This is a genomic window from Paenibacillus sp. RC84 (genome assembly GCF_041260495.1).
In the GTDB taxonomy this organism is placed as follows: Bacteria; Bacillota; Bacilli; order Paenibacillales; family NBRC-103111; genus Paenibacillus_F.
On the sequence record NZ_JBGBYL010000002.1, the window covers coordinates 371,121 to 392,009 of the forward strand.

Genomic DNA, 20,889 nt, shown 5'->3' on the forward strand with positions numbered 1-20,889 from the left:
ATGTATACTTTTATATTATCTTTAAAACCTTACAGATTCAGCGCAATTTTGTTTCGCAAGGATGCAAAATAATTTTCACTGATGCGCAAGAAAGAAGGATAATAATGGAATAAAATAACGCCTTATTTAAAGACGTATATAGGAACTTATGTCTTTAAATAAATTCTGATATGACGGTTCTATGCTCTCCCGTGAACAAGTACGCAAACGGGCTTGCGCAGTTGTGCAGTCTAGTGCAGATGAACCATAAAAAAAGATTGCATATCAGCAGTGGGCTGATATGCAATCTTTTTGTTTTTTGCTATGATGTGGATAGGTTTACCACATCATATATCTAACTTCCGGTTTCTCGCTGGAAACCGCTTTTTGCAGTGATTCTACTTCGAGTTTGGACAAGGATGCGGAGGATACGGGAGCCGCTTTGGAACTTACAGCTTCTTTAACAGCTTGCTTCAGTTCACGGGACCATAGTACTGCCGTTTGCATGACAGACACCTCACTTTGAAATTAATATAAAACTTATTTCCTATATTACCTTAAAAACTTGCACTCGAAAAGGTGGATTTTATGAATTCCAAAAAAAAATGGATGATATTGTTTTTTATAGGCATCATCTTCCTTCAGTTCTGGTGTTTAAGGGTAGCTTACCGGTATCCGTACCTGGGTATTATCGTGGATCAGAACCCCAAGCAGGAATGGGTGATCACCCAACTGGAGCGGGTCAGCATCGGTTCCAAGATCGGCTTTAAGCCGGATGACAAGATCCTCAGCGTAGACGGGAAAAGGCCCGAGGAGCATCTGACGGTCAAGAAATATTACAGTATCGAGCAGGCGGACGTCATTACCGTGCTTCGCGGAGACAAAGAATTGACCTTTACGACGAGAGACCATGCCACGTCCATGACGGTCGATATTTTGTCCCTACTGGGCGAGATCATTGCTTTTGTTTTCGCGTTTCTGATTTACAGCCGGCTTTCCAAATCCCGGTCGGCCCTTATGCTGTCCGCCGTATTTCTGAATATCGGGCTTATCTTTATGTGTCTGGGCGCATCGACCCGAACCGATATTCTAGCCAAGGGAATGACGACAAGTCTGGTAGCGTGCCTGCCCTTTCTGTTCCTGCAGTTTCTCATTATGTTTTTCCAGGAACGGTCCAATTTCACTTTCTCGACCCGCTACATGAAATACGTGTACGCCGCCATCGGGTTATCTTCTCTGCTGCAGCTTAGCATGTTTTTCCCGGAGGCCAATTTCAAGTTCTACAAAATCATTTATTACGGCACGATGAGTTTCTTCATAGCCGGGTTTATTATGAATATTTATCTGCTGGTCCATTTATACAAGAAATACAGAAAATCGAACGATTATTTATTTACCATTATTAAAACGATTATATTTTGCTTGGGCCTGTCTTTCTGTCCGCTGGCGTTCCTGAACTTTATCCCGAGGATTCTGTTCCAGACGGAACTGGCATTTTCCTATTACAGCGGCTGGTTCATTCTCTTCTTTCCCGTCACCTTCGGTTATCTCATTATGTCCAAGCAGCTTTACGACCTGGACATTATTTTGCGGCGGGTTTTCTACACGGCTGTGATCTCCGTTCTGCCGAGCGCCGTGCTCGTAGCCGTCAATTATTTTATTTTCCAGAAAGACGCGACGCTGAAACATATGGTGATCAGTTTTACGACCACGATGGTCGTGTTGACGTTCGTCACCTACTCCCTGGAGTATTTCGCGACCCGGCTGGAGAAAATTATGTTTCCCAGGAAATATTACCTCCAGCAGGCGCTCAAGAAAATCGCCGGCGCCCTTGGCAGCATTACGAATTTCCGCGAACTCAGGGATATCGTGCTGGTGGATATCGTGGATATTTTACAAGTATACGGCGGGGCCATCGTCATTCAGTATGCGTCCGGTACTCTCGAAATCATCAGCGAGGGAAATATCGACGAGCAGGATGTAAAAAGGCGGTTCCTTTCCGGCGACTGGTTCGACTCCGAATATACGCGAACGTTGATCAAAGGGCACGAGGAGTACGTGAGCTACCTGGTCATGGCCAAAAAGAAGACCAATACGTTTATGAACCGGGAAGAAACCCAGTGGTTGAGTCTCATTATCTCGTATTTGTCCGTCAGCCTGGAAAACCTGTATCTGATCCGCAGGCTGAACATGAAGCTCCTGGAGCTGGCCTCGGAGCTTCCCAACCAGGAAGGCAGCGAAGAATACGTCTGGTTCCGCAAGACCATGTTCGATCTGCAGGAAAAAGAACGGACGCGGATCGCGACCGATTTGCACGATACGACTATGCAGGATATTTTCTTCGTTCAACGGAAATTGAAAAATCTTCAGAAACAGCTGCTTAATCCCGATGACCACCGGCAGCTTAAAGATATTTTGAACCACCTGGAACTGATCAATATGAATTTGCGGCAGTGCTGCTTCGAACTGAATCCTTATCTGCTTAAAAATATCGGGCTTGTCCGGGCCCTGCAGAATCTCGTGGATACCGAATCGAGTCTCGGCGATTACGAAATTCAGTTCGTGACGGAAGGAAAGACGACGGCGATGGAGAATCTCGATTATGAGGCGAAACGCCATATTTTCCGAGTCATTCAGGAATTGATTACAAATGCGAAGAAACATTCGCAAGCCAGCCGGCTTTTCATCCGGCTTGTCGCAAGCGGAAGCGAGGTTAGCATTCACTATGAGGACGATGGTATCGGGTTTAGACCGAATTCGTCGTCAGGCAAGACAGTCGGCCGTTCCGGTATGGGCCTGGAGCAGATGAAAGGCCGGGTCCTGCATTTAAACGGGCAGTTCACGATGGAGTCCATGACGGGTAAAGGCGTTGAAGTCAGAATTCAGATCCCTATAAAGGAAGGCATACCGACATGAACAAAATACAACATATCCTAATAGTTGATGACCACCCCGCCATGGCTTACGGCACGAAGTTTATTCTGGAGCAGGAGGAGAATATTCAAGTGGTCGGCGTCGCGACGACGGGGGAAATGGGCGTCGAAATGATGGTGCAGTTGAATCCTTCCATCATTTTTCTCGATTTTCACCTTCCGGATTTAACGGGCATGGAAGTTGCCGTCAAGATGAAGGAATTGAATAAGGACGTTCAGATCGTGATTTTTACGGGCATTGATTATATGCCGATTCTGAACAACCTTCTGGAGCTCGGCGTTTGCGGCATCATGTCCAAAGACTCGAGCGAGGATCAGATCCGCAACATGATGCGGGCCTTGAAGGAAGGCCAGTCCGTCATTCCGATCTCCCTCCTGCATCAGATGAGGCTCAGCCACCCGGACGATGATTTGTCGAGCTTGACCGACGAGGAAATCAACATCATGAACCAGATCGTTAAAGGCGCCACCAATGAGCAGATTGCCGATGAGATTCATATGAGCAAGCGATCGGTGGACAACTACGTGCGCAAGATCTACGACAAGTTCGGGGTGAAATCCCGGGCTCAGGCTATCGAGAAGTTTTTACAAATCAAGCGTTGACCAATCCCTAAAAGGCGGTGCAGCATGAAGGCTGAAGTTTGGAGCGATATTCAGAATCTCATTGAAACTTATTTTACCGTACCTTCCTTGAAAGAACTGCTGTTAAAAAGCGTGGCGGACAAGAAAGAAGAGCACTCCATCTGGGGAGAGCTCACCTGGAGTGTTCACGATCTGCTTGGCGGAAGCAATCCGGCCATTCACCGGGCCGCCGCATTGACCGAGCTTATGCTGCTTGCGCTGGATATTATGGACGATCTCCAGGATCAGGACAATACGGAGAAGCCGTGGATGACCGTGCCCCAGGAGCAGGCGCTGAACGTATACACGGGACTCGTGACGGCGTCCGTCTCCGAATTGGGAGCCCTCCGCCGCCAATACCCGGCCTCTCCTCTGCCCGATCCCGCCAAAGTATGCGAATTCATTACGGAGGCGATTAACGGACAGCATCTGGATGTGACGAATGCCGTGCAGACGGAAGAAGACTACGTGGGAATGGTTCAGCGCAAATCCGGTACGCTGGTTCAGCTGGCTTTGTACATGGGCTATGCCTGCACGGATGCGAACGCCGATGAAGATACCGTCGGCAAGCTAAACCGTCTGGCCGTCTATATGGGACTGATGGCTCAGCTCGACAACGATTTGAGCGATCTGCTCCGTTTCGACTACAAGAACGATCTCGTTCAGAAAAAGAAAACCATCCCGGTCCTGTTTCTTCTGGACGAGGAAGATACGGAATTCCCGGTTATCCAGCAGTATTACAACGGTGAAATCGACCAGCCCCAATTTTTAAAACATAAGCCGCAGTGCGTCCAGTATGTCGTGGACTCCGGCTGTATCGAATACACGCGCACGATTCAGAACTTGTATCTGCACCATGCGGACGAGCTGTTTGCCGAAATTCCGGCCGCTTCCGCGAATAAAGAGGCTTTCCGGGAGATCGCGCTGGCCCGTTTCGAGCTGTAACGCCCGGTTTCGGCCTTTCCCTACCTATTTTAATAGGAAGGGCTAGTAAGAGCCGTTGAAGGCGTCATGATCCGGCACGATCGTTCCTTTGTCGGGAAGAGCCTGCTTCTTCGGTTCGTCCGCCGTAATCCACACGGTCAGCTCCGATTGTACGAGCGTCATCGCTTTGACATTGACGATGTAGTCTTTATCGATTACGCCATAATACGTTTTGCTCGCGATGAGGCGTTCATACAATTGGGGCGAATCCCGGATTTCCCCCAGCTTCTGTCCTTCGACGATTTTCAGATCCCTTTTGACCCGGTCCTCCAGCGCTTTCTGAACATGGCTTTCCAGCGGATGCTGAATATCATTGTACAAATGGACGGTCACACGCGTGATCAGTCCTTGTTTGTTCTTGAATTTGTTCAGCGTTTCGATATCCAGTTGAAGCCCGTTGTTTTCTTTTTTCAAATTCCAGTTCTCGATCACGAGCACGTTGTAGGTATGATGATACAAGCTTAGAAACACGGCGCTGCCCACAATCCCTCCCGCCAAAAAAAGCCCGATACCCGCGAGGAAGCGGGGATAACGGTCGAAGCTGGGCATTTTCAAGACTGCCCGCCCCCCTTGCAGATCAGCTGGATGAGCGATGTACCCATGTGCGCCCCGATATAGGCGCTGATGATCAGCAGAATTTGCTTGAAAGCGGGAGAAAGCTGCCCGTCCTGAAAGTTGTCCTGGATCATCCGGATGGGGTCGATCGTGCCCCCGATTGCGGCGACCATCGCCCAAATTTTAATGTTCTCGGCGATAAGCAGCATCTTATAGGTTGGGGGCTGGAGCGACAGAACCGAGCCGATTCCCGCCAGCATGCTGCCTCCCATAACGACGCCGAAAGCTACGAAGAAATTGAGTATCGCGGAAGTGACAAAGCCCGTCACCTGATTCCCTTCTTTCTTTTTTGGACTTCTGTGCGGTTTTAATAGGGTCCCTTTGGTAAAGTCTATGAAGTTCCGTGATCGTTTATGATAGAGAAAAGAGACAAAGCCCGCGATTCTTGCAGAACGGGTCCAGTCTCTATTTTTTTGCTAGAATCTCCGGAAAATTGCGTTATACTGATTAAAAAGAAATTTCACCGGAGATCAAGAGGAGCAAAGGAGGCAGGTTTCTTGTACGCCAAAGCCCACATTCGCAGCATGGCTCCCTACATACCCGGCTTTCAGCCGGAAGCGGAGCAGCAGGTCATCAAGCTCAATTCCAACGAAAATCCTTATCCGCCCTCACCCGATGTGAGGAAGGCGCTGGCCGATTTCGATTACGCTCTGCTGAGGCGCTATCCCAATGCGACGGCCGAGCCCGTAAGGGAAGTGCTGGCGGACATCTACGGTGTGAACCGCAATCAGGTATTCTGCGGCAACGGTTCCGATGAGATCATTTCCCTCCTGTTCAAAGCGTTTCTGGAGGAGGGAAGCACCATCGCCCTGCCGTATCCGACTTATTCGCTTTACCGGACCGCGGCGGACATCCACCGGGTGCACTGCGAATTCGTACCGACCCGGGAAGATTTCAGCATCGATACGGAAGCTCTGCTCGCCGTGCCTTCCCAGGCCATCATTCTCGTAAATCCCAATGCCCCTACGGGATTGCTGGTGTCCGTGGATGCGATCGAAGAGCTTGCCGGCCGTTACAAAGGGCTTCTGATCGTCGATGAAGCCTATATCGATTTTGCCGATGGAGAAGCGAGCGCCTTGAGGCTGATCGGCCGCTGTCCGAATCTGCTGATTCTGCGCACGTTATCTAAATCGTATTCGCTTTGCGGAATTCGCTTCGGCTATGCGTTTGCGGACGAGGCTCTGATCGAGGCGCTCGACAAATGCAAAGATTCCTACAATGTGAGCATGCTCACGCAAACAATCGCGGCCGCCGCGCTGAGAGACCGGTCCTATTTCGGCGAAACCGTCGGCCGTATCCGCGCGTCCAGAAGCAGCTTAGGCGGCAGTCTTCGCAGCCTCGGGTTTGCCGTTCCCGATTCGGAGACGAACTTCCTGCTGTGCACGCCTCCGGCCGGATCGGGTTTATCCGCACGAAGGATTACGGAGTGGCTCGCGGAGCGGTACGTGTACATCCGGCATTTCGAATCCCCGCTGCTTGAGGACAAAATCCGAATCAGCATAGGCACGGAAGAGGAAAACCTTAAGCTGCTGACACTCCTTAAAGAACTGCTTAACAGGCCGGAGGATGAAACGGTTCCATCGGGGGATTAAATCTTCTTTTCGTTTACAAAAATAAAATGTACTAAAGGAGCAACGCTATGACATCTCCAGCGAAAGGCGCAATTTCTGAAAAACTCGCAGGCCAGCTTGAAAAGGGCTCCTGGATCCGCAAGCTCTTCGACGAAGGGAAGCGGCTGATCGACATTTACGGAGCCGATGAAGTGTATGATTTCTCGCTTGGAAATCCGGTAGTCGAGCCGCCCGAGGCTTTCCTGAAAGCACTAGCCGATACGGTAAACAGCGGCGAGCTGGGCAAGCACCAGTACATTCCGAACCAGGGGCTGCCTTCGGCAAGGCAGAAAGTGGCGGACTATCTCAACGGCCGGTACGGGGGCAGCGTCAAGCCCGAACATATCGTCATGACGGTCGGAGCGGGCGGAGGGCTGAACGTAGTCCTGAAAAGCATCCTGAATCCGGGCGATGAAGTGATTCTGCTGACGCCTTACTTCGTGGAATACGACTACTATGCCGACAATCACGGCGGCGTCGCGGTTCATGTTCCCCTCGCCGACGATTTCAGCGTCGATACGGAACGTGTCGCCCGGGCGATCACGGAGAGGACCCGCGCGATCATTATCAACACTCCGGGCAATCCGACCGGCACGCTTCTTACGCAGGACAATTTGAACGAACTGGGAAAAGTGCTTGCCGAAGGCGAGAAAAAACACGGCGGCCTGATCTACATGGTGTACGACGATCCGTACAGCCAACTGGTTTACGACGCGGTCCCGCCGAACCCGTTTGCCGCATACGGGCGTACGATCCTCGTCAGCTCGTTCAGCAAAGACCTCGGAATCGCCGGGGAGCGTCTCGGTTATGTCGCGGTCGACGCTTCGGCAGACGATGCGCAGCTGCTCGCCCAGGCGTTCGTTTTCAGCAACCGCACGCTCGGATTTGTCAACGCGCCGGTTATGATGCAGCGTGTCATTACGCGTATGGATACGCTCGCCGTCGAGCAGCAGGAATACCGCAAGCGGCGTGATCTTATGGTCGGCGTGCTGCAGGAGGCCGGGTATGAATTCACCGTGCCGCAGGGAGGCTTCTTCATCTTCCCGAAGACACCGATTGCAGACGACGTCGAGTTCTGCCTGAAAGCGGTGCAGGAGCATCGTCTTCTGATCGTGCCGGGAAGCGGCTTCGGACGGGGCGGGCATTTCCGTCTGTCCTACAGCGTGCCCATCAAGCAGATCGAGCGCTCCGGCAAAGTATTTAAGGCGCTTCTGGATTCTTACCGGTAATCAAGCGGCGGGAGAGAAGAGTACGGAGAAAGCGGGAGAGGCAGGCTGCTAGCCGTTTCCAGCGTGCTCGGCCGTCGGGTGCGCATTCCGGCACGTATTGCCGCGCGATCGACCCCCAAGCAAAGAGAAGCTCCTGCTGCTGCATGGCAGCAAAAACAATACATAACCGTCTGTGTCCCTACGGGTGCCAGGCGGTTTTTTTAAGATAAAAACGGGCCGGGGGCGAGATTTTTTCGGGGCGAACGCATTTTCGCCTTTTTGAAAATTGTGATAGAATAGAAGAAAGGAAGTTTCGGAGGAGTAATGGCCATGAATTCGTTTATACATCTGCATGTTCACAGTGAATACAGCCTGCTTGACGGGGCCGCCCGCATTCAGGACCTCGTGGAAACCGCCTCGCAGCTGGGTATGAAGTCACTTGCGCTGACGGATCATGGCGTCATGTATGGGGCGGTACCGTTTTATAAGGCGTGCCGGGCCAAGGGCATCAAGCCTATTCTGGGCTGCGAAGCTTATTTTACGGAAGGGACGATCCGCACCAAGGGAACGCGGCAGGAGCAGCCGATCTATCATCTCATTCTGCTGGCCAAAAATATGCAGGGCTATCAGAACCTGATGAAGCTGTGCTCGGTCGGTCATCTGGAAGGATTCCACTATAAACCGCGCATTGATCACGACCATCTCGCCCGTTATTCGGAAGGGCTTGTTTGTCTGAGCGCATGCCTGGGGGGAGAGGTGTCCCAGCATCTGCTCCATGACCGCAAGGAACAGGCGAAAGCGGCCGCCGAGCGGTATCGTTCTATTTTCGGCGAGGACTTTTACCTTGAAATTCAGGATCACGGTTCCATCGAGCAGAAAAAAGTCATGCAAGGCATGATCGAGCTCAGCCGGGAGACGGGCATCCCGCTTGTAGCCACCAACGACGTGCATTACGTCAGGGAACAGGACCATGTGGTGCAGGATGTGCTTCTGTGCATCGGAACCGGCAAGACGGTGGACGATCCCCAGCGCCTTAAGTTCGAGACGAGCCAGCTTTACCTGAAAAGCGAAGACGACATGCGCAAACTGTTTGCACATGTACCCGAAGCGCTTGACAACACGCTCCTTGTGGCGGAAAAGTGCGAACTGGCTTTGAATTTCGACCAGTCCATTTTGCCGAAATTCAAACCGATCCCCGAGGGGCTCGGCGCGGGAGAATACCTCAGGGAGCTGTGCACGGAAGGTCTTGCCCGGCGCTATGAGAACCAGCCGGGCTGGAATGACCTGCAGGGGGAATACCGGCAGACGCTGGAGACGAGGCTTTCATACGAGCTTGGCGTTATCGAGAGCATGGGCTTCTCGGATTATTTTCTCATCGTCTGGGATTTTATCCGTTTCTCGCACGAGCACGGTATTATGACGGGACCCGGAAGGGGGTCTTCGGCAGGAAGTCTCGTTGCGTACGTGCTCCGGATTACCGATGTGGACCCTATTCGGTATAAGCTGCTCTTTGAGCGTTTTCTGAACCAGGAGCGGATCACGATGCCGGATATCGATATCGATTTTAACGACGAGCGGCGGGACGAAGTTATCGATTATGTCGTGGCGAAGTACGGGCAGGAACACGTCGCTCAGATCATCACGTTCGGGACGATGGCCGCCAAGGCCGCCGTACGCGATGTGGGCCGGGTGCTGAACGTTCCGTACAACGAAGTGGACCGTGCCGCGAAAATGATTCCGGGGCAGCTCGGCATGACGCTGGAAGCGGCCCTGAAGGTAAATCCGGATTTGAAGGAGCTGGCCGCGAAACAGCCTAAAACCGCAGAACTGCTGAATATGGCGAAACGTGTCGAGGGTATGCCCCGTCATGCTTCGACACATGCCGCGGGAGTTGTCATTTCGCGCGAACCGCTGACCCATTATGTTCCCTTGCAGGAGGGAACCGGCCAAACACCGCTGACCCAATATTCGATGGAGCATCTGGAAGCCATCGGTCTGCTGAAGATGGATTTTCTCGGTCTGCGGACCTTGTCCATCATCGAACGGACCTTGAAATCCATTGAGGAGCAGGAAGGCATCAAACTGGATTTGGCGAAGCTGGACATGGATAACGACCCTCTAACGTACGAGCTTCTCGGGAAAGGAGAGACAACCGGTATTTTCCAACTGGAGTCTCCGGGAATACGCAAGGTGCTTCGGGATTTGAAGCCGTCGGGATTTGAAGATATCATTTCCGTTAACGCCTTGTATCGTCCGGGTCCGATGGAGTTTATCCCCCGGTACATCGAATGCAAGCACGGACTGACGGAGCCGCAGATTCCGCATGAAGCGCTGGTGCCGATCCTTAAGGATACGTACGGCATTATCGTCTATCAGGAGCAGATCATGCAGATCGCTTCGGTCATGGCGGGATTTTCGCTCGGCGAAGCGGACCTGCTCCGGCGTGCCGTTTCCAAGAAGAAGCGCGAAGTGTTGGATGAGCAGCGCGCACACTTCGTGGAAGGCAGCGTCAGGTTAGGCTATAAGGAGGAAGAGGCGAACGTCGTCTACGACATGATCGTTCGGTTCGCGGATTACGGGTACCCGCGTGCGCATGCAACCGCTTATGGCGTACTGGCTTTCCAGACAGCGTACTTGAAGGCACATTATCCGCGGCATTTTATGGCTTCCATGCTGACGGCCGTCGTCGGTAATCACCGCAAAACGGCCGAGTATGTCGACGAATGCAGACGGATGAAGCTTGAAGTGCTGCCGCCGGATGTGAATGAGAGCGGCGTTAATTTTACGCCTGTCGCTCCTAAAGCATCTTTGCCGGCTGCAGAAGGGGCAGGCGAAGGGCATGCAGGGACGGACAACGGAGATAAGGACCGCGAGGAAGCCGCCGTTACGGCCGAAAGCATTCGTTCTAAGGGAGAAGACCGGATAATTGGGGATTCCGGGGAATCCGCCAAGAACGATGCCGGCGCTTCTCCCGGCGGTAAGGGTGCCATCCGCTTCGGCCTGGCCGCGATCAAAAACGTCGGCACGAACGCTATCGAAGCGATCCTCAAGGAGCGGCGTGAGAAGCCTTACGAGAGTCTGCTCGATTTCTGCCGGAGAGTGGATCTGCGCGTATGCAACAAACGCGTGATCGAATCGCTCATTCAAGGCGGGGCGCTTGACGGCTTTCCCGGTCACCGAGCCCAATTTGTCGCCATGCTGGACGATACGGTGGAGGCGGCTGTGAAATGGAGGAAAGAGCGGGATGATCTGCAGCTTCACTTATTCGGCTTCGTGGAGGAACCGAACTGGGAAGTGGAGATTCCGGAGGTTGCCAGACTTTCCCGCACACAGCAGCTGGAGTATGAACGTGAACTGCTGGGACTCTATATATCCGGTCATCCGCTCGATGACCATCAAGAGCTGCTGCAGGAACTGGAAGCGGACCCTCTGCATTATTTGCAGGATTATGCCGATAACAGTGAAGTTATCGTGGCGGGTATGGTTGTCTCCAGCAAAACGATCGTTACGAAGAAAGGCCAGCCTATGGCCTTCATGGATCTGGAAGATCGGATAGCGCGGGTCGAAGTGGTTTTATTCCCCGAAGCGTGGAAAAAACATGCTCCGCTCGTGCAGAAAGGCAGCGTCGTGCTTGTCAAAGCGAAGCTTCAGCTGCAGGACGAAGACCCGCCGAAGCTGCTGGCGGAGGCAGTGGCCGCGCCGGACGATCCGGCCGTCCGCCGCTGGCAGCGCCGTCCGCTGCGTCCGGGCGGCCAGTCCGCCTCCGGCGGCAGTGCGCCGCGGGGAACCGGGGCTGCGCCGCAAGGAGGGCGCGCCGGAGAGCGCGGCTCTGCGGCCGGGAACGCCCGCAGCGGGCAGCCGGGCGGAAGCCCGGGAGCAGGCAGCGGCGCGAACGTGAGCCCGGGCGCAGGCACGCGCCCCGGCGGAGAAGCCGGCGCCCGAGCGGGCGTAAGCGGCAGCGCACGGCCTGCCGGAGGCAGCAGCCGGGCGGACGCGGCCTCCGGACGCGCGCAGGCGCCCGGCCGTGCCGCAGGCTCTGCGCGCGGCTCCAGCGTGGTGCGCGAGACGCGCCGCGGTGCCGCTGGCTATGGCGCCGGAGAGCCCGGGCCTGCAGCCGGAGAAGCCCTCAGCGGGCAAGACGGAGGCCCGCGTCCGGGCGGCGAAGCCACCGCCCACGCTGGCTCGTCCGGCCGTGCCGCAGACCGCGGCAGTGCGACTCCGCAGCGCTCATCCGCAGCCAAGTCTACGGATGAGTCGCGGCGCCCCGCCGCGCAGGGCACACCCGCCGGGGCGTCCCGGCAGCGGGTGTATGTCAAGATCGCGGCTCACCTGGAGGAGCCGCACAACCTCGTGAAGCTGCAGGAGCTGCTGCAGCTTCATGCGGGGCCGCTGGAGGTCGCGCTGTTCTACGAGCGCACCCAGCGGCTGCTGGCTTTGAGCGGCCAGTACCGCGTCAAGCCTTCTCCGGAACTGTTCCGTTCGATCGAACAGCTGATGGGCAAAGATTGTGTAAAGGTGAAATAATCCTCCTTTTTCCGGCATACATTTGTAAAACCGCCAAAAGCGGCAGCCTGTCCGCAGCTGCGCGGTAACAGCCGGATAAGGGAGGAATGAAGCATGAGTACAGAGCTGGTGCTGCAAATGCTGCGGGAAAGGGGTGTGACCGCGGAGAGTGTTGCCGAAATTGTTCTCCAGCTTCAGAAGCCGTATAACAAGGCTTTAACGATAGAGATTTGCCTGGAGAGCGTGATGACCGTGCTTGCCAAACGCGAAGTGCAGTACACCCTGATGACCGGTATCGCACTGGACGAGCTGGCGGAACGCAAGCTTCTTCCCGAACCGCTGCAAAGCATTCTGGAAGCGGACGAGCCCCTCTACGGGGTGGACGAGACGCTGGCTTTGGGAATTGTACATGTGTATGGTATGATCGGGCTGACGAGCTTCGGTTATCTGGATAAGCAGAAAATAGGCGTGATCCGCGATCTCAACGACCATCAGCGGGAGATTCACGTGTTTCTCGACGATCTCGCGGCCGGGCTGGCCGCAGCGGCATCCGCCAGAATCGCTCATCAAAACAAACCCGTTTCGACTTATTTCGAGGAACTTTGCGAAACTGGCGTGGATACGAAAGAGCCCGCATAGCCCGGCTTTTATCTGCGGCAGGCGTTCGAACGGTCAGGCGCCGTCTCGGCGAATCGGTCGGGACCGCGGCGATAGCGTCCGCGTGTCCGATTCACAAAAACTTCACCAGCCCGTGGGCGTGGGAAGTTTTTTTTGTCGGGTCGATGCGGTCCAGGGAATATTTTACAGAGGAAATGCCTTGGTATCCGGGCGGCGGAAAGCGGTTCGCGGCATGCTCCATCCTTCTTTTTCCATGTTTAATCTCAGGTGTCAGCGGAGCGGAAGCCTCTTAGGGAAGACAACCCTTCCTTGCGGGAAAATTAGAGGTTGTGTTATCATTATTCCATTGTATAGAACTTGAGAGAACGGAAAGTGAAGGCTAGAGATACGCTGCCGCGTCATTTTCATTTTGGCGCTATCCATTTTACCCGGGTACTGTTGAGGAGGTATATCCCCATGTGGACCGTGATTTATATTGCCCCCACCGCCAAAATTGCGGAGCGTATAAAGCAACGCCTGTCGGAGGAGGGGTTTCTGGTCCAAATTCGAGCAATCTCCATGACCAAGAACCAATTTGAAATCGTGGTTCCCGAGGGTGAAGTGGAAGAGGTTCAAGAAGTACTCAACACCATTTTACATCGCTGACCGCAGCGGTTGCGAAGGCGTGTTTTACGAAACCTCCGCAGCGAGACGGCTGGAGCGGAAATTGTAAGCCAGAGAGGTGCAAATGTGCTAAAGGATCTTTTTCAGAAACGCAAATATGCAACGATCCCTTCCGAGAAAGCGAAACGCGATATACCCGAAGGGCTGATGAATAAATGTCCGCGCTGCGGAACTATTCAATACAGTAAAGAGCTTGAGAAAAACTTGAAAGTCTGTACGTCTTGCAATTATCATTACAAATTAAATGCGATGGAACGTATGACGATGACCCTCGATGAAGGGCGTCTGTTCGAGTATGACGAGAATATGATTTCGGAAGACCCGCTCGGATTTCCGGATTACGAGAATAAAATCACCAAAGCGAAGGACAAGACCGGCCTGAAGGATGCCATCGTTACCGGTGAAGGTACGGTCGGCGGATATCCGGTCGTCTTTGGCGCGATGAGTTTTGACTTTATGGGCGGCTCCCTAGGCTCTGTCGTAGGCGAGAAGCTGACGCGCGCCATTGAGAGCGCCATCCAGAAGAAGTATCCGCTCATTCTGTTTTCGACTTCGGGCGGCGCCCGCATGCAGGAGAGTATTCTCAGTTTGATGCAAATGGCAAAAACGAGTGCGGCTATTCAGAAGCTTGACTCGGAAGGCGGCTTGTTTGTCTCCGTCATTACCGATCCGACTTTCGGAGGGGTTTCGGCAAGCTTTGCCATGCTCGGCGATATTATTATCGCGGAACCCGCGGCATCGTTCGGCTTCACCGGCCGACGTGTCATCGAGCAGACGATCAAGCAGAAACTGCCCGACAACTTCCAAACCGCGGAATTCAACCTTCTGCGCGGACAGGTGGACAAGGTTGTGGCACGCAAAGACATGCGGACAACGCTGATCAAACTGCTTGACATGCACGTGATGAAAGGGGATGCGAATTATGGCGGGTGAATTGTCATTTGAGCAGCCACTGACTGAGCTTCGCAGCAAAATTGACGAACTGAAGCGTTTCGGTGAAGAGAAGAAAATCGATTTCACGGATGAAATCAGACGTCTGGAGGAACGGTATGCCGAGCTGCAGCAGGAATTGTATTCGACGATGTCCGCATCGGAGAAAATGCAGTTGGCCCGGCATCCGCAGCGTCCGACGACCATCGACTATATAGAGAGAATCTTTACGGATTTCGTAGAGCTTCACGGAGACCGTCTGTATGGGGACGACCTCGCCATTATCGGAGGCGTCGCCAAGCTGGACGGGCTTCCCGTTACGGTCGTCGGTCATCAGAAGGGCAAGGACACGAAGGACAACATTGCCCGCAATTTCGGCTGTCCGCATCCGGAAGGCTTCCGTAAAGCGCTTCGTCTGATGAAACAGGCGGACAAGTTCGGCCGTCCTGTCATTACGTTCATCGATACGAAAGGGGCGTTTCCCGGCAACGCCGCCGAAGAGAGGGGCCAAGGGGAAGCGATTGCGCGCAATCTGCTTGTCATGGCCGGTCTTCGCGTGCCTGTCGTCTGCGTCGTGATCGGCGAAGGAGGCAGCGGCGGAGCGCTCGCGCTTGGCGTCGGCAACCGGGTGCTGATGCTTGAGAACGCCATTTACTCGGTTATCAGTCCCGAAGGGGCCGCATCCATTTTGTACAACGATGCATCCAAATCCCTGCATGCCGCGGAAGCGATGAAAATCACCGCCAAGGATATTGCGGAATTGGGCGTTATCGATAGCATCGTCTCTGAACCGCAGGGTGGTGCCCATCGTGATCTGGAGCTCCAGTCGGCGAATATTAAAGCGGCCGTTCTGGAGCACATGCAGCCGCTGTTAGCGATGTCGGAAGAGGAACTCAAAGAAGACAGGTACCTCAAATTCAGACAAATAGGCAGATATACATTTACTCAGGAGGGTAACCATGCGTAAGACAAAAATTGTATGTACGATCGGACCGGCAAGCGAGTCCAAAGAAAACCTCAAGAAGCTCGTAACGGCAGGAATGAACGTGATGAGACTGAACTTCTCTCACGGCGATTTTGAAGAGCACGGCGGCCGGATCAAAAACCTCCGCGCTGCCTGCGAAGAACTCGGAGGCCGCAACGTATCCATTTTGCTGGATACGAAGGGGCCTGAGATCCGTCTCGGCAAACTGAAAGAAGAACCGATCGAATTGGCCGCAGGCGAGATGATTACCCTGACGACCGAAGAAATTCTCGGAGATCGTGAACGCGTGTCCGTGACCTATGAAGGCCTGGCGGAAGACGTTAAGCCCGGCGACACGATTCTGATCGACGACGGTCTGATCGGCCTGACGGTTGAAGCCGTTCAAGGAAACGATATCAAATGCCTCATCGTGAACAGCGGTCCGATTAAAAGCAAAAAAGGCGTGAACGTTCCGGGCGTCAGCATCTCGCTGCCGGGTATTACGGAAAAAGACGCTAACGATATCGTATTCGGTATCGAGCAGGGCATCGATTTCATCGCCGCTTCTTTCGTCCGTAAAGCAAGCGACGTGCTTGAAATCCGCGAACTGCTTGAGCGCCACAACGCTTCTCATATCCAGATCATCTCCAAGATCGAGAACCAGGAAGGCGTTGACAACCTGGATGAAATCCTGGAAGTTTCCGACGGCCTGATGGTTGCCCGCGGCGACCTTGGCGTGGAAATTCCGCCGGAAGACGTGCCGGTTGTACAGAAGCAAATGATCAAGAAGTGTAACCTGGTCGGCAAACCGGTTATTACCGCTACGATGATGCTTGACTCCATGCAGCGCAATCCGCGCCCGACCCGTGCCGAAGCAAGTGACGTGGCCAACGCCGTGTTCGACGGCTCCGACGCGGTTATGCTGTCCGGCGAGACGGCTGCCGGGAAATATCCGGTTGAAGCGGTAGAAACCATGTCCCGCATCGCACAGCGTGCGGAAGCGGCTCTGGAATACCGCGAGATTTTCCTGCGTCAAGCGCACGCGCTGCAAACGACGGTAACGGAATCCATTTCCCAATCCGTCGCGAACGCCGCTCTTGAACTGGATGCCAAAGCGATCGTAACCGCTACGGAAAGCGGTTATACCGCAAGAATGGTATCCAAATACCGTCCGAAGGCGCCGATTGTTGCGGTAACACGCAACCCGCAGGTTATGCGCCGTCTGAACCTCGTCTGGGGCGTGCAGCCTGTCCTTCTCCACGGGGACGCGCAAACGACGGACGAGCTGTTTGAGCAAGCGGTCGACGGAAGCATCCGCGAAGGCTATGTGGATCTCGGCGATATCGTCGTGATCACGGCCGGCGTGCCGATCGGAAGCTCCGGTACTACGAATCTGATGAAAGTTCACCAGGTCGGCGAAATGATCGCCAAAGGAACCGGTATCGGCACCCAGCACGCGAAAGGCATTGTCGTGACGGCCGAAACAGCCGAAGAAGCCGTCAGCAAAATGAAAGACGGCGCTATTCTGGTCACCAATACGACCGACAAGGAATATATGCCGGCTATCGAGCGTGCGGCGGGTCTGATCACGGACGTGGGCGGGATCACATCCCACGCCGCGGTAGTAGCTCTCAGCCTGGGCATCCCGGTTATCGTCGGTGTTGAGCGCGCCCTTGACCTGATCAAGGACGACATGGAAATTACCTTGTTCCCTGAAGTAGGGATTGTGTACTCGGGACGTGCGCGCGTCCTGTAAGCGATTCGGATAAGAAAGGAGTGAGTCCGCCTGGTGCGGGTTCACTCTTTTTTTCAAACTATAAGGACAGAGCCTCGAAACCGTTGAAACAAAAGATAGGAGGATGAATCTTGCCGAATGAAGCAACGAATGAGCGCGAATGGTTTCCATACGGCGTCCGGGTCAGGTATCAGGAAACCGACCAGATGGGAGTCGTGTACCATGCCAATTATTTGACCTGGCTGGAAATCGCCCGCACGGAATATATCCGGGACAGAGGATTTCCGTACAAGAGGATGGAGGAGCTGGGACTGCTGCTGCCGGTCGTCGGTGCCGAACTGAAGTATGTGCGTCCGGCCCGCTATGACGACGAGCTTACGATTCTGACCCGCGTTACAAGCTACACGACGGTGAAACTGGAGTTTGAGTACGAAGTGCGGCGCGGAGAAGAACTTCTTGTTACGGGCATCACGAGGCATGCTTGGGTGAATCTTTCCTGGAAGCCTGTACGTATAGATAAAGAAGTGCCTGAATTATACGAATGGCTGCAAAGGGGTGGATAGCCGGTGTTACGCATTGCGCTTGCCGTCTTTATTATTGTTCCGGTCCTTGAGATCGCATGTATCATCGGTATGGCCCATCTGATAGGGGGCTGGATGACGTTCGGGCTGATTCTGCTGACGGGTCTTCTGGGGGCTCTTATCGTGAGAAAGGAAGCGTCCCGTTTCCTGCCTTACGCCCGCAATCAGCTGTCTATGGGCCAGAATCCGACGGATTCCGTGCTGGACAGCGTCTGCGTCTTTGTCGGCGGACTGCTGCTGATCGTTCCGGGCTTCCTTACCGATTTGGCGGGTCTGCTTCTGGTGCTCCCATTTACACGTTCCTTGTTTAAAATGGGGCTGCTCGTCCTGCTGCAGAAGCTGATGAGAAACGGTCGGTTCATGTTTATTAACCGCAGGTAAAACGAAAAACGAAAGCGTCGAAACAGCAAACGGTGCCGTTTCGACGCTTTCGATTAAGCAGGTCGAAGAAAAGCCCGGTCAGCGAACCTACGTGTTCGCGGCCGGGCCATTTTTTATGTAACGGGCAATATCGTGGAAGACGTTCGCTTTATAGACTGCCGTCAGGACCACCATGAGCACGGGGCCGAGGATAAGTCCTACGACGCCGAACAGCTTAAGTCCCACAAACAGGGCAATCAGGGCGGCGAGCGGATCCAGCCCTACACTTGAGGCGAGCACTTTGGGCTCCATTATCTGCCGCACGATGACGATCAGACCGTACAGGACGGACAGTCCGATTCCGAGGAAGAGGTTGCCTTTGAAAAAGCAGTAAATGATCCACGGAACGAGGACGGCGCCGGTGCCGAGATAAGGCATCAGATCGCACAAGCCGATCAGAAGGCCGATGGTGACGGCGAAATCCACACGCAGAATGACCAGTCCGATAATGACCGCGACCGTTGTCAGGGAAATCAGAATAAGCTGAGCGCGCATAAAACCGAACAGCGCCTTCTGCAGATCGCTGGAAATGAGACGGGTCGCTTTGCGGACGGTTTCCGGCACCAGTACGGTGTAGCGCATCACGAGACGGTACCAGTCTTTGCTAATAAAGAAGGTCGCCATCAACACTATAATCGATACGGTCGCGATGTTAGGCAGGGACTGGATGATATGAATCAGCGAGTTGACGATATATTTCAAGGCATTGGAGCTGAAATCGGCAATCGTTCCCGTAACGGAGCTGAGGTTGCTGCTGAGATCCAGATTGTTGGCTCTCATAAAATCATTAAGCTGTCCGACAATCCCTTGAAACCAGGCCGAATTCAAAAATCCGGTCGCCTGATCTTTCCAGCCATTGATCATACTTTGTAAATTTTCAGCCAGTGTTCCCAGCTCTACGATCACTTTCGTCACCAGCAGGGTCATGGCTGTAACCGTGATGGCGATCAATAGAAGGATGACCAGCGTGGCGGACAGCCAACGCGGCATTTTGGCCTTCCGCTGCAGCATGTTGACGATCGGATTGAGCACATAGGCCAGCAGCCAGCCGATGATAAAGGGATAAATCAGCGGGGACACGTACCGCAGCAGCAGCCAGCCCGCCACGAGGCACAGCAGGACCAGAGCTCCCCGGAAAATTTTGTGCAGCAGGTACGGATTGAACACTCTCATAGGCTTCCTCTTTCTCGCTCGAAATGAGTTTACTACAGGACGGGATGAATCCCTAAATCACAAGGAGCAAGTATAGTGTTTCTCTGAACTTCCTTGATTATAGGACCGTGCCTGCCTTAAGTTCTGACTTAAGTTCTGAGAACCAATACCCGCAATAAGCCTCTGCTGAATCTGCCGGCCGCCTTAGACGAAGGACATCGTGAGGTTTCCGGCTCCTCCCGACGCTTTAACTTTCGCAAAAGCTCCGTTCACGAGAGTCAGTTGGGGAGGGACGTGCCCGATGTCGAGGTCATAAAGTACAGGGATGCCGAGCCCGTCGAATACGTGATGAAGCGCATCCTTAAGAGCGAAATTTTTGACGGGGCCGTAGCCGGCGGGTCTTCCGATCAGGATGCCTTTTGCGTGCTCGAACCACCCGCACTGCTTCATCTGCCACAGGTGCCGGTAAATGTCGGCCGCGTTCATTTCACAGCTTTCCAAGTACCAAAGCACGCCTTCCTCGCGGCAGTAGCTCCGGACGAACGGCCGGACGGGAGCGTAGGGAGTGCCGGCAAGGATGGACAGCGTGTCCATGCAGCCTCCCAGCAGACGGCCTTCGAGACTTATCTCATAAGCGAGATCGTCTTCGCTGCCGAGTATTTTCCAGGAAGTCGGGGTATCCAGTTGAAAACCGGGTTTGGAAAAATCCCAGGCCGACTGGAATTTCTCCGACGAGGCTTGTTCCACCGTTTCCCCCTCAGCCGTGCTTAAAACCGCCTCCCATCGTGCGGATGTCCCGTCCAGTTGTCCGGAACTCATGTCGATATAGTTCGTCCCGTGCGCGGTGGCGTGTCCGGTCAGCAGCGTGTACGCAAACATAAACGTGCTGATATCGGAATAGCCGAGAACCCACTTGGGCTTCCGGTTCGCCTTCAATAAGTTCCAGTCCAGCAGTGGCAAAATGTCCATAAGGAACTCACCGCCCCACGGGGGGATTACGGCCGCAACCGTATCGTCCAGCAAAAAGCTTTGAAGCTCATGGGCACGTTCTTCTTTCCCCGTGCTGACGCACTTGTCGTTGGTCCGGATAGTTTGACCCTCCAAAACACGGTATCCCGAATGTTCGAGCGCTTCCTTCGATGCCTTGAGAAGATGATGGAGAGGCTCCTCCACTCCGCTGGAGGGGGCTGTCACGGCGATGCGTCCGCCTTTTTTTAACGGCTGCGGATAAACTATGCGCTTTTTCATACGGATATCTCCTTTCTTGTCGTTTGTTTTGCCTGAAAAAAACCGTAAAGGCTCTGCTTCGTTCTTTTCGCCGTTACCGGAGTAAATCCTTGCCTGAACGCCGAAACGGGCGAATTTAATACGGG

General features: G+C 53.9%; 18 protein-coding genes. 13 read left to right on the forward strand and 5 right to left on the reverse strand.

Features of this window, described 5'->3' with window-relative positions; genetic code table 11:
* Positions 1–318: 318 nt before the first annotated feature.
* The gene (locus ABH899_RS05400) at positions 319–486 is read right to left on the reverse strand and encodes a hypothetical protein (RefSeq protein ID WP_326052339.1); all 168 of its coding nucleotides are present in this window, start codon (positions 484–486) and stop codon (positions 319–321) included.
* Between the two features lie 81 nt (positions 487–567).
* Between ABH899_RS05400 and ABH899_RS05405 the strand changes: the two genes are divergently transcribed.
* From ABH899_RS05405 to ABH899_RS05415, 3 genes are read left to right on the forward strand one after another with little or no spacing between them, the layout of a single operon-like run.
* Complete coding sequence (locus tag ABH899_RS05405; protein WP_369994614.1) at positions 568–2,895, forward strand: sensor histidine kinase; 2,328 nt, start codon at positions 568–570, stop codon at positions 2,893–2,895.
* Positions 2,892–3,515: a response regulator gene (locus ABH899_RS05410; protein WP_009674584.1), complete on the forward strand. Its 624-nt coding sequence runs from the start codon at positions 2,892–2,894 to the stop codon at positions 3,513–3,515. Before ABH899_RS05405 ends, ABH899_RS05410 begins: the two co-directional genes overlap by 4 nt.
* Positions 3,516–3,539: 24 nt before the next feature.
* A complete protein-coding gene (locus tag ABH899_RS05415; RefSeq protein ID WP_369994616.1) occupies positions 3,540–4,478 on the forward strand; it encodes a polyprenyl synthetase family protein in 939 nt (312 codons plus the stop codon).
* A 42-nt stretch (positions 4,479–4,520) separates the two neighbouring features.
* Here the strand turns inward: ABH899_RS05415 and ABH899_RS05420 are convergent, their stop codons facing one another.
* Together ABH899_RS05420 and ABH899_RS05425 are read right to left on the reverse strand one after the other, a co-directional pair.
* Positions 4,521–5,066 (reverse strand): sporulation membrane protein YtrI, encoded by a 546-nt coding sequence (locus ABH899_RS05420; RefSeq protein ID WP_369995139.1) that lies wholly within the window; start codon positions 5,064–5,066, stop codon positions 4,521–4,523.
* A 2-nt stretch (positions 5,067–5,068) separates the two neighbouring features.
* On the reverse strand, positions 5,069–5,401 hold the full coding sequence (locus ABH899_RS05425) for a YtrH family sporulation protein (protein WP_009674587.1): 333 nt from the start codon (positions 5,399–5,401) through the stop codon (positions 5,069–5,071).
* Positions 5,402–5,629: 228 nt separating this feature from the next.
* On the opposite strand from ABH899_RS05425, the gene hisC reads away from it, so the two are divergent.
* From hisC to ABH899_RS05475, 10 genes are all read left to right on the forward strand, one after another.
* Positions 5,630–6,724: a histidinol-phosphate transaminase gene (gene hisC / locus ABH899_RS05430; RefSeq protein ID WP_369994617.1), complete on the forward strand. Its 1,095-nt coding sequence runs from the start codon at positions 5,630–5,632 to the stop codon at positions 6,722–6,724.
* Between the two features lie 47 nt (positions 6,725–6,771).
* Positions 6,772–7,971, forward strand: a complete 1,200-nt coding sequence (locus ABH899_RS05435) for a pyridoxal phosphate-dependent aminotransferase (protein WP_218229274.1) — start codon at positions 6,772–6,774, stop codon at positions 7,969–7,971.
* A gap of 309 nt (positions 7,972–8,280) precedes the next feature.
* Positions 8,281–12,474, forward strand: coding sequence for a DNA polymerase III subunit alpha (locus tag ABH899_RS05440; RefSeq protein WP_369994619.1), 4,194 nt, complete (start codon positions 8,281–8,283; stop codon positions 12,472–12,474).
* A gap of 93 nt (positions 12,475–12,567) precedes the next feature.
* On the forward strand, positions 12,568–13,092 hold the full coding sequence (locus ABH899_RS05445) for a phosphatidylglycerophosphatase A (RefSeq protein WP_369994621.1): 525 nt from the start codon (positions 12,568–12,570) through the stop codon (positions 13,090–13,092).
* 435 nt (positions 13,093–13,527) lie between these two features.
* The gene (locus ABH899_RS05450; RefSeq protein ID WP_009676703.1) at positions 13,528–13,716 is read left to right on the forward strand and encodes a hypothetical protein; all 189 of its coding nucleotides are present in this window, start codon (positions 13,528–13,530) and stop codon (positions 13,714–13,716) included.
* Positions 13,717–13,800: 84 nt separating this feature from the next.
* Positions 13,801–14,667: an acetyl-CoA carboxylase, carboxyltransferase subunit beta gene (gene accD, locus ABH899_RS05455; protein ID WP_369994623.1), complete on the forward strand. Its 867-nt coding sequence runs from the start codon at positions 13,801–13,803 to the stop codon at positions 14,665–14,667.
* On the forward strand, positions 14,657–15,631 hold the full coding sequence (gene accA / locus ABH899_RS05460; protein ID WP_009676686.1) for an acetyl-CoA carboxylase carboxyl transferase subunit alpha: 975 nt from the start codon (positions 14,657–14,659) through the stop codon (positions 15,629–15,631). Before accD ends, accA begins: the two co-directional genes overlap by 11 nt.
* On the forward strand, positions 15,624–17,384 hold the full coding sequence (gene pyk / locus ABH899_RS05465; RefSeq protein WP_369994625.1) for a pyruvate kinase: 1,761 nt from the start codon (positions 15,624–15,626) through the stop codon (positions 17,382–17,384). Before accA ends, pyk begins: the two co-directional genes overlap by 8 nt.
* 110 nt (positions 17,385–17,494) lie before the next feature.
* Positions 17,495–17,926 (forward strand): acyl-CoA thioesterase, encoded by a 432-nt coding sequence (locus ABH899_RS05470; protein ID WP_009676667.1) that lies wholly within the window; start codon positions 17,495–17,497, stop codon positions 17,924–17,926.
* Positions 17,927–17,929: 3 nt separating this feature from the next.
* The gene (locus ABH899_RS05475; RefSeq protein WP_326054408.1) at positions 17,930–18,325 is read left to right on the forward strand and encodes an FxsA family protein; all 396 of its coding nucleotides are present in this window, start codon (positions 17,930–17,932) and stop codon (positions 18,323–18,325) included.
* A gap of 87 nt (positions 18,326–18,412) precedes the next feature.
* On the opposite strand, the gene ytvI is transcribed toward ABH899_RS05475, so the two are convergent.
* Positions 18,413–19,537 (reverse strand): sporulation integral membrane protein YtvI, encoded by a 1,125-nt coding sequence (gene ytvI / locus ABH899_RS05480; RefSeq protein WP_016423920.1) that lies wholly within the window; start codon positions 19,535–19,537, stop codon positions 18,413–18,415.
* A gap of 183 nt (positions 19,538–19,720) precedes the next feature.
* A complete protein-coding gene (locus ABH899_RS05485; protein WP_369994627.1) occupies positions 19,721–20,764 on the reverse strand; it encodes a S66 family peptidase in 1,044 nt (347 codons plus the stop codon).
* Between the last annotated feature and the right edge of the window lie 125 nt (positions 20,765–20,889).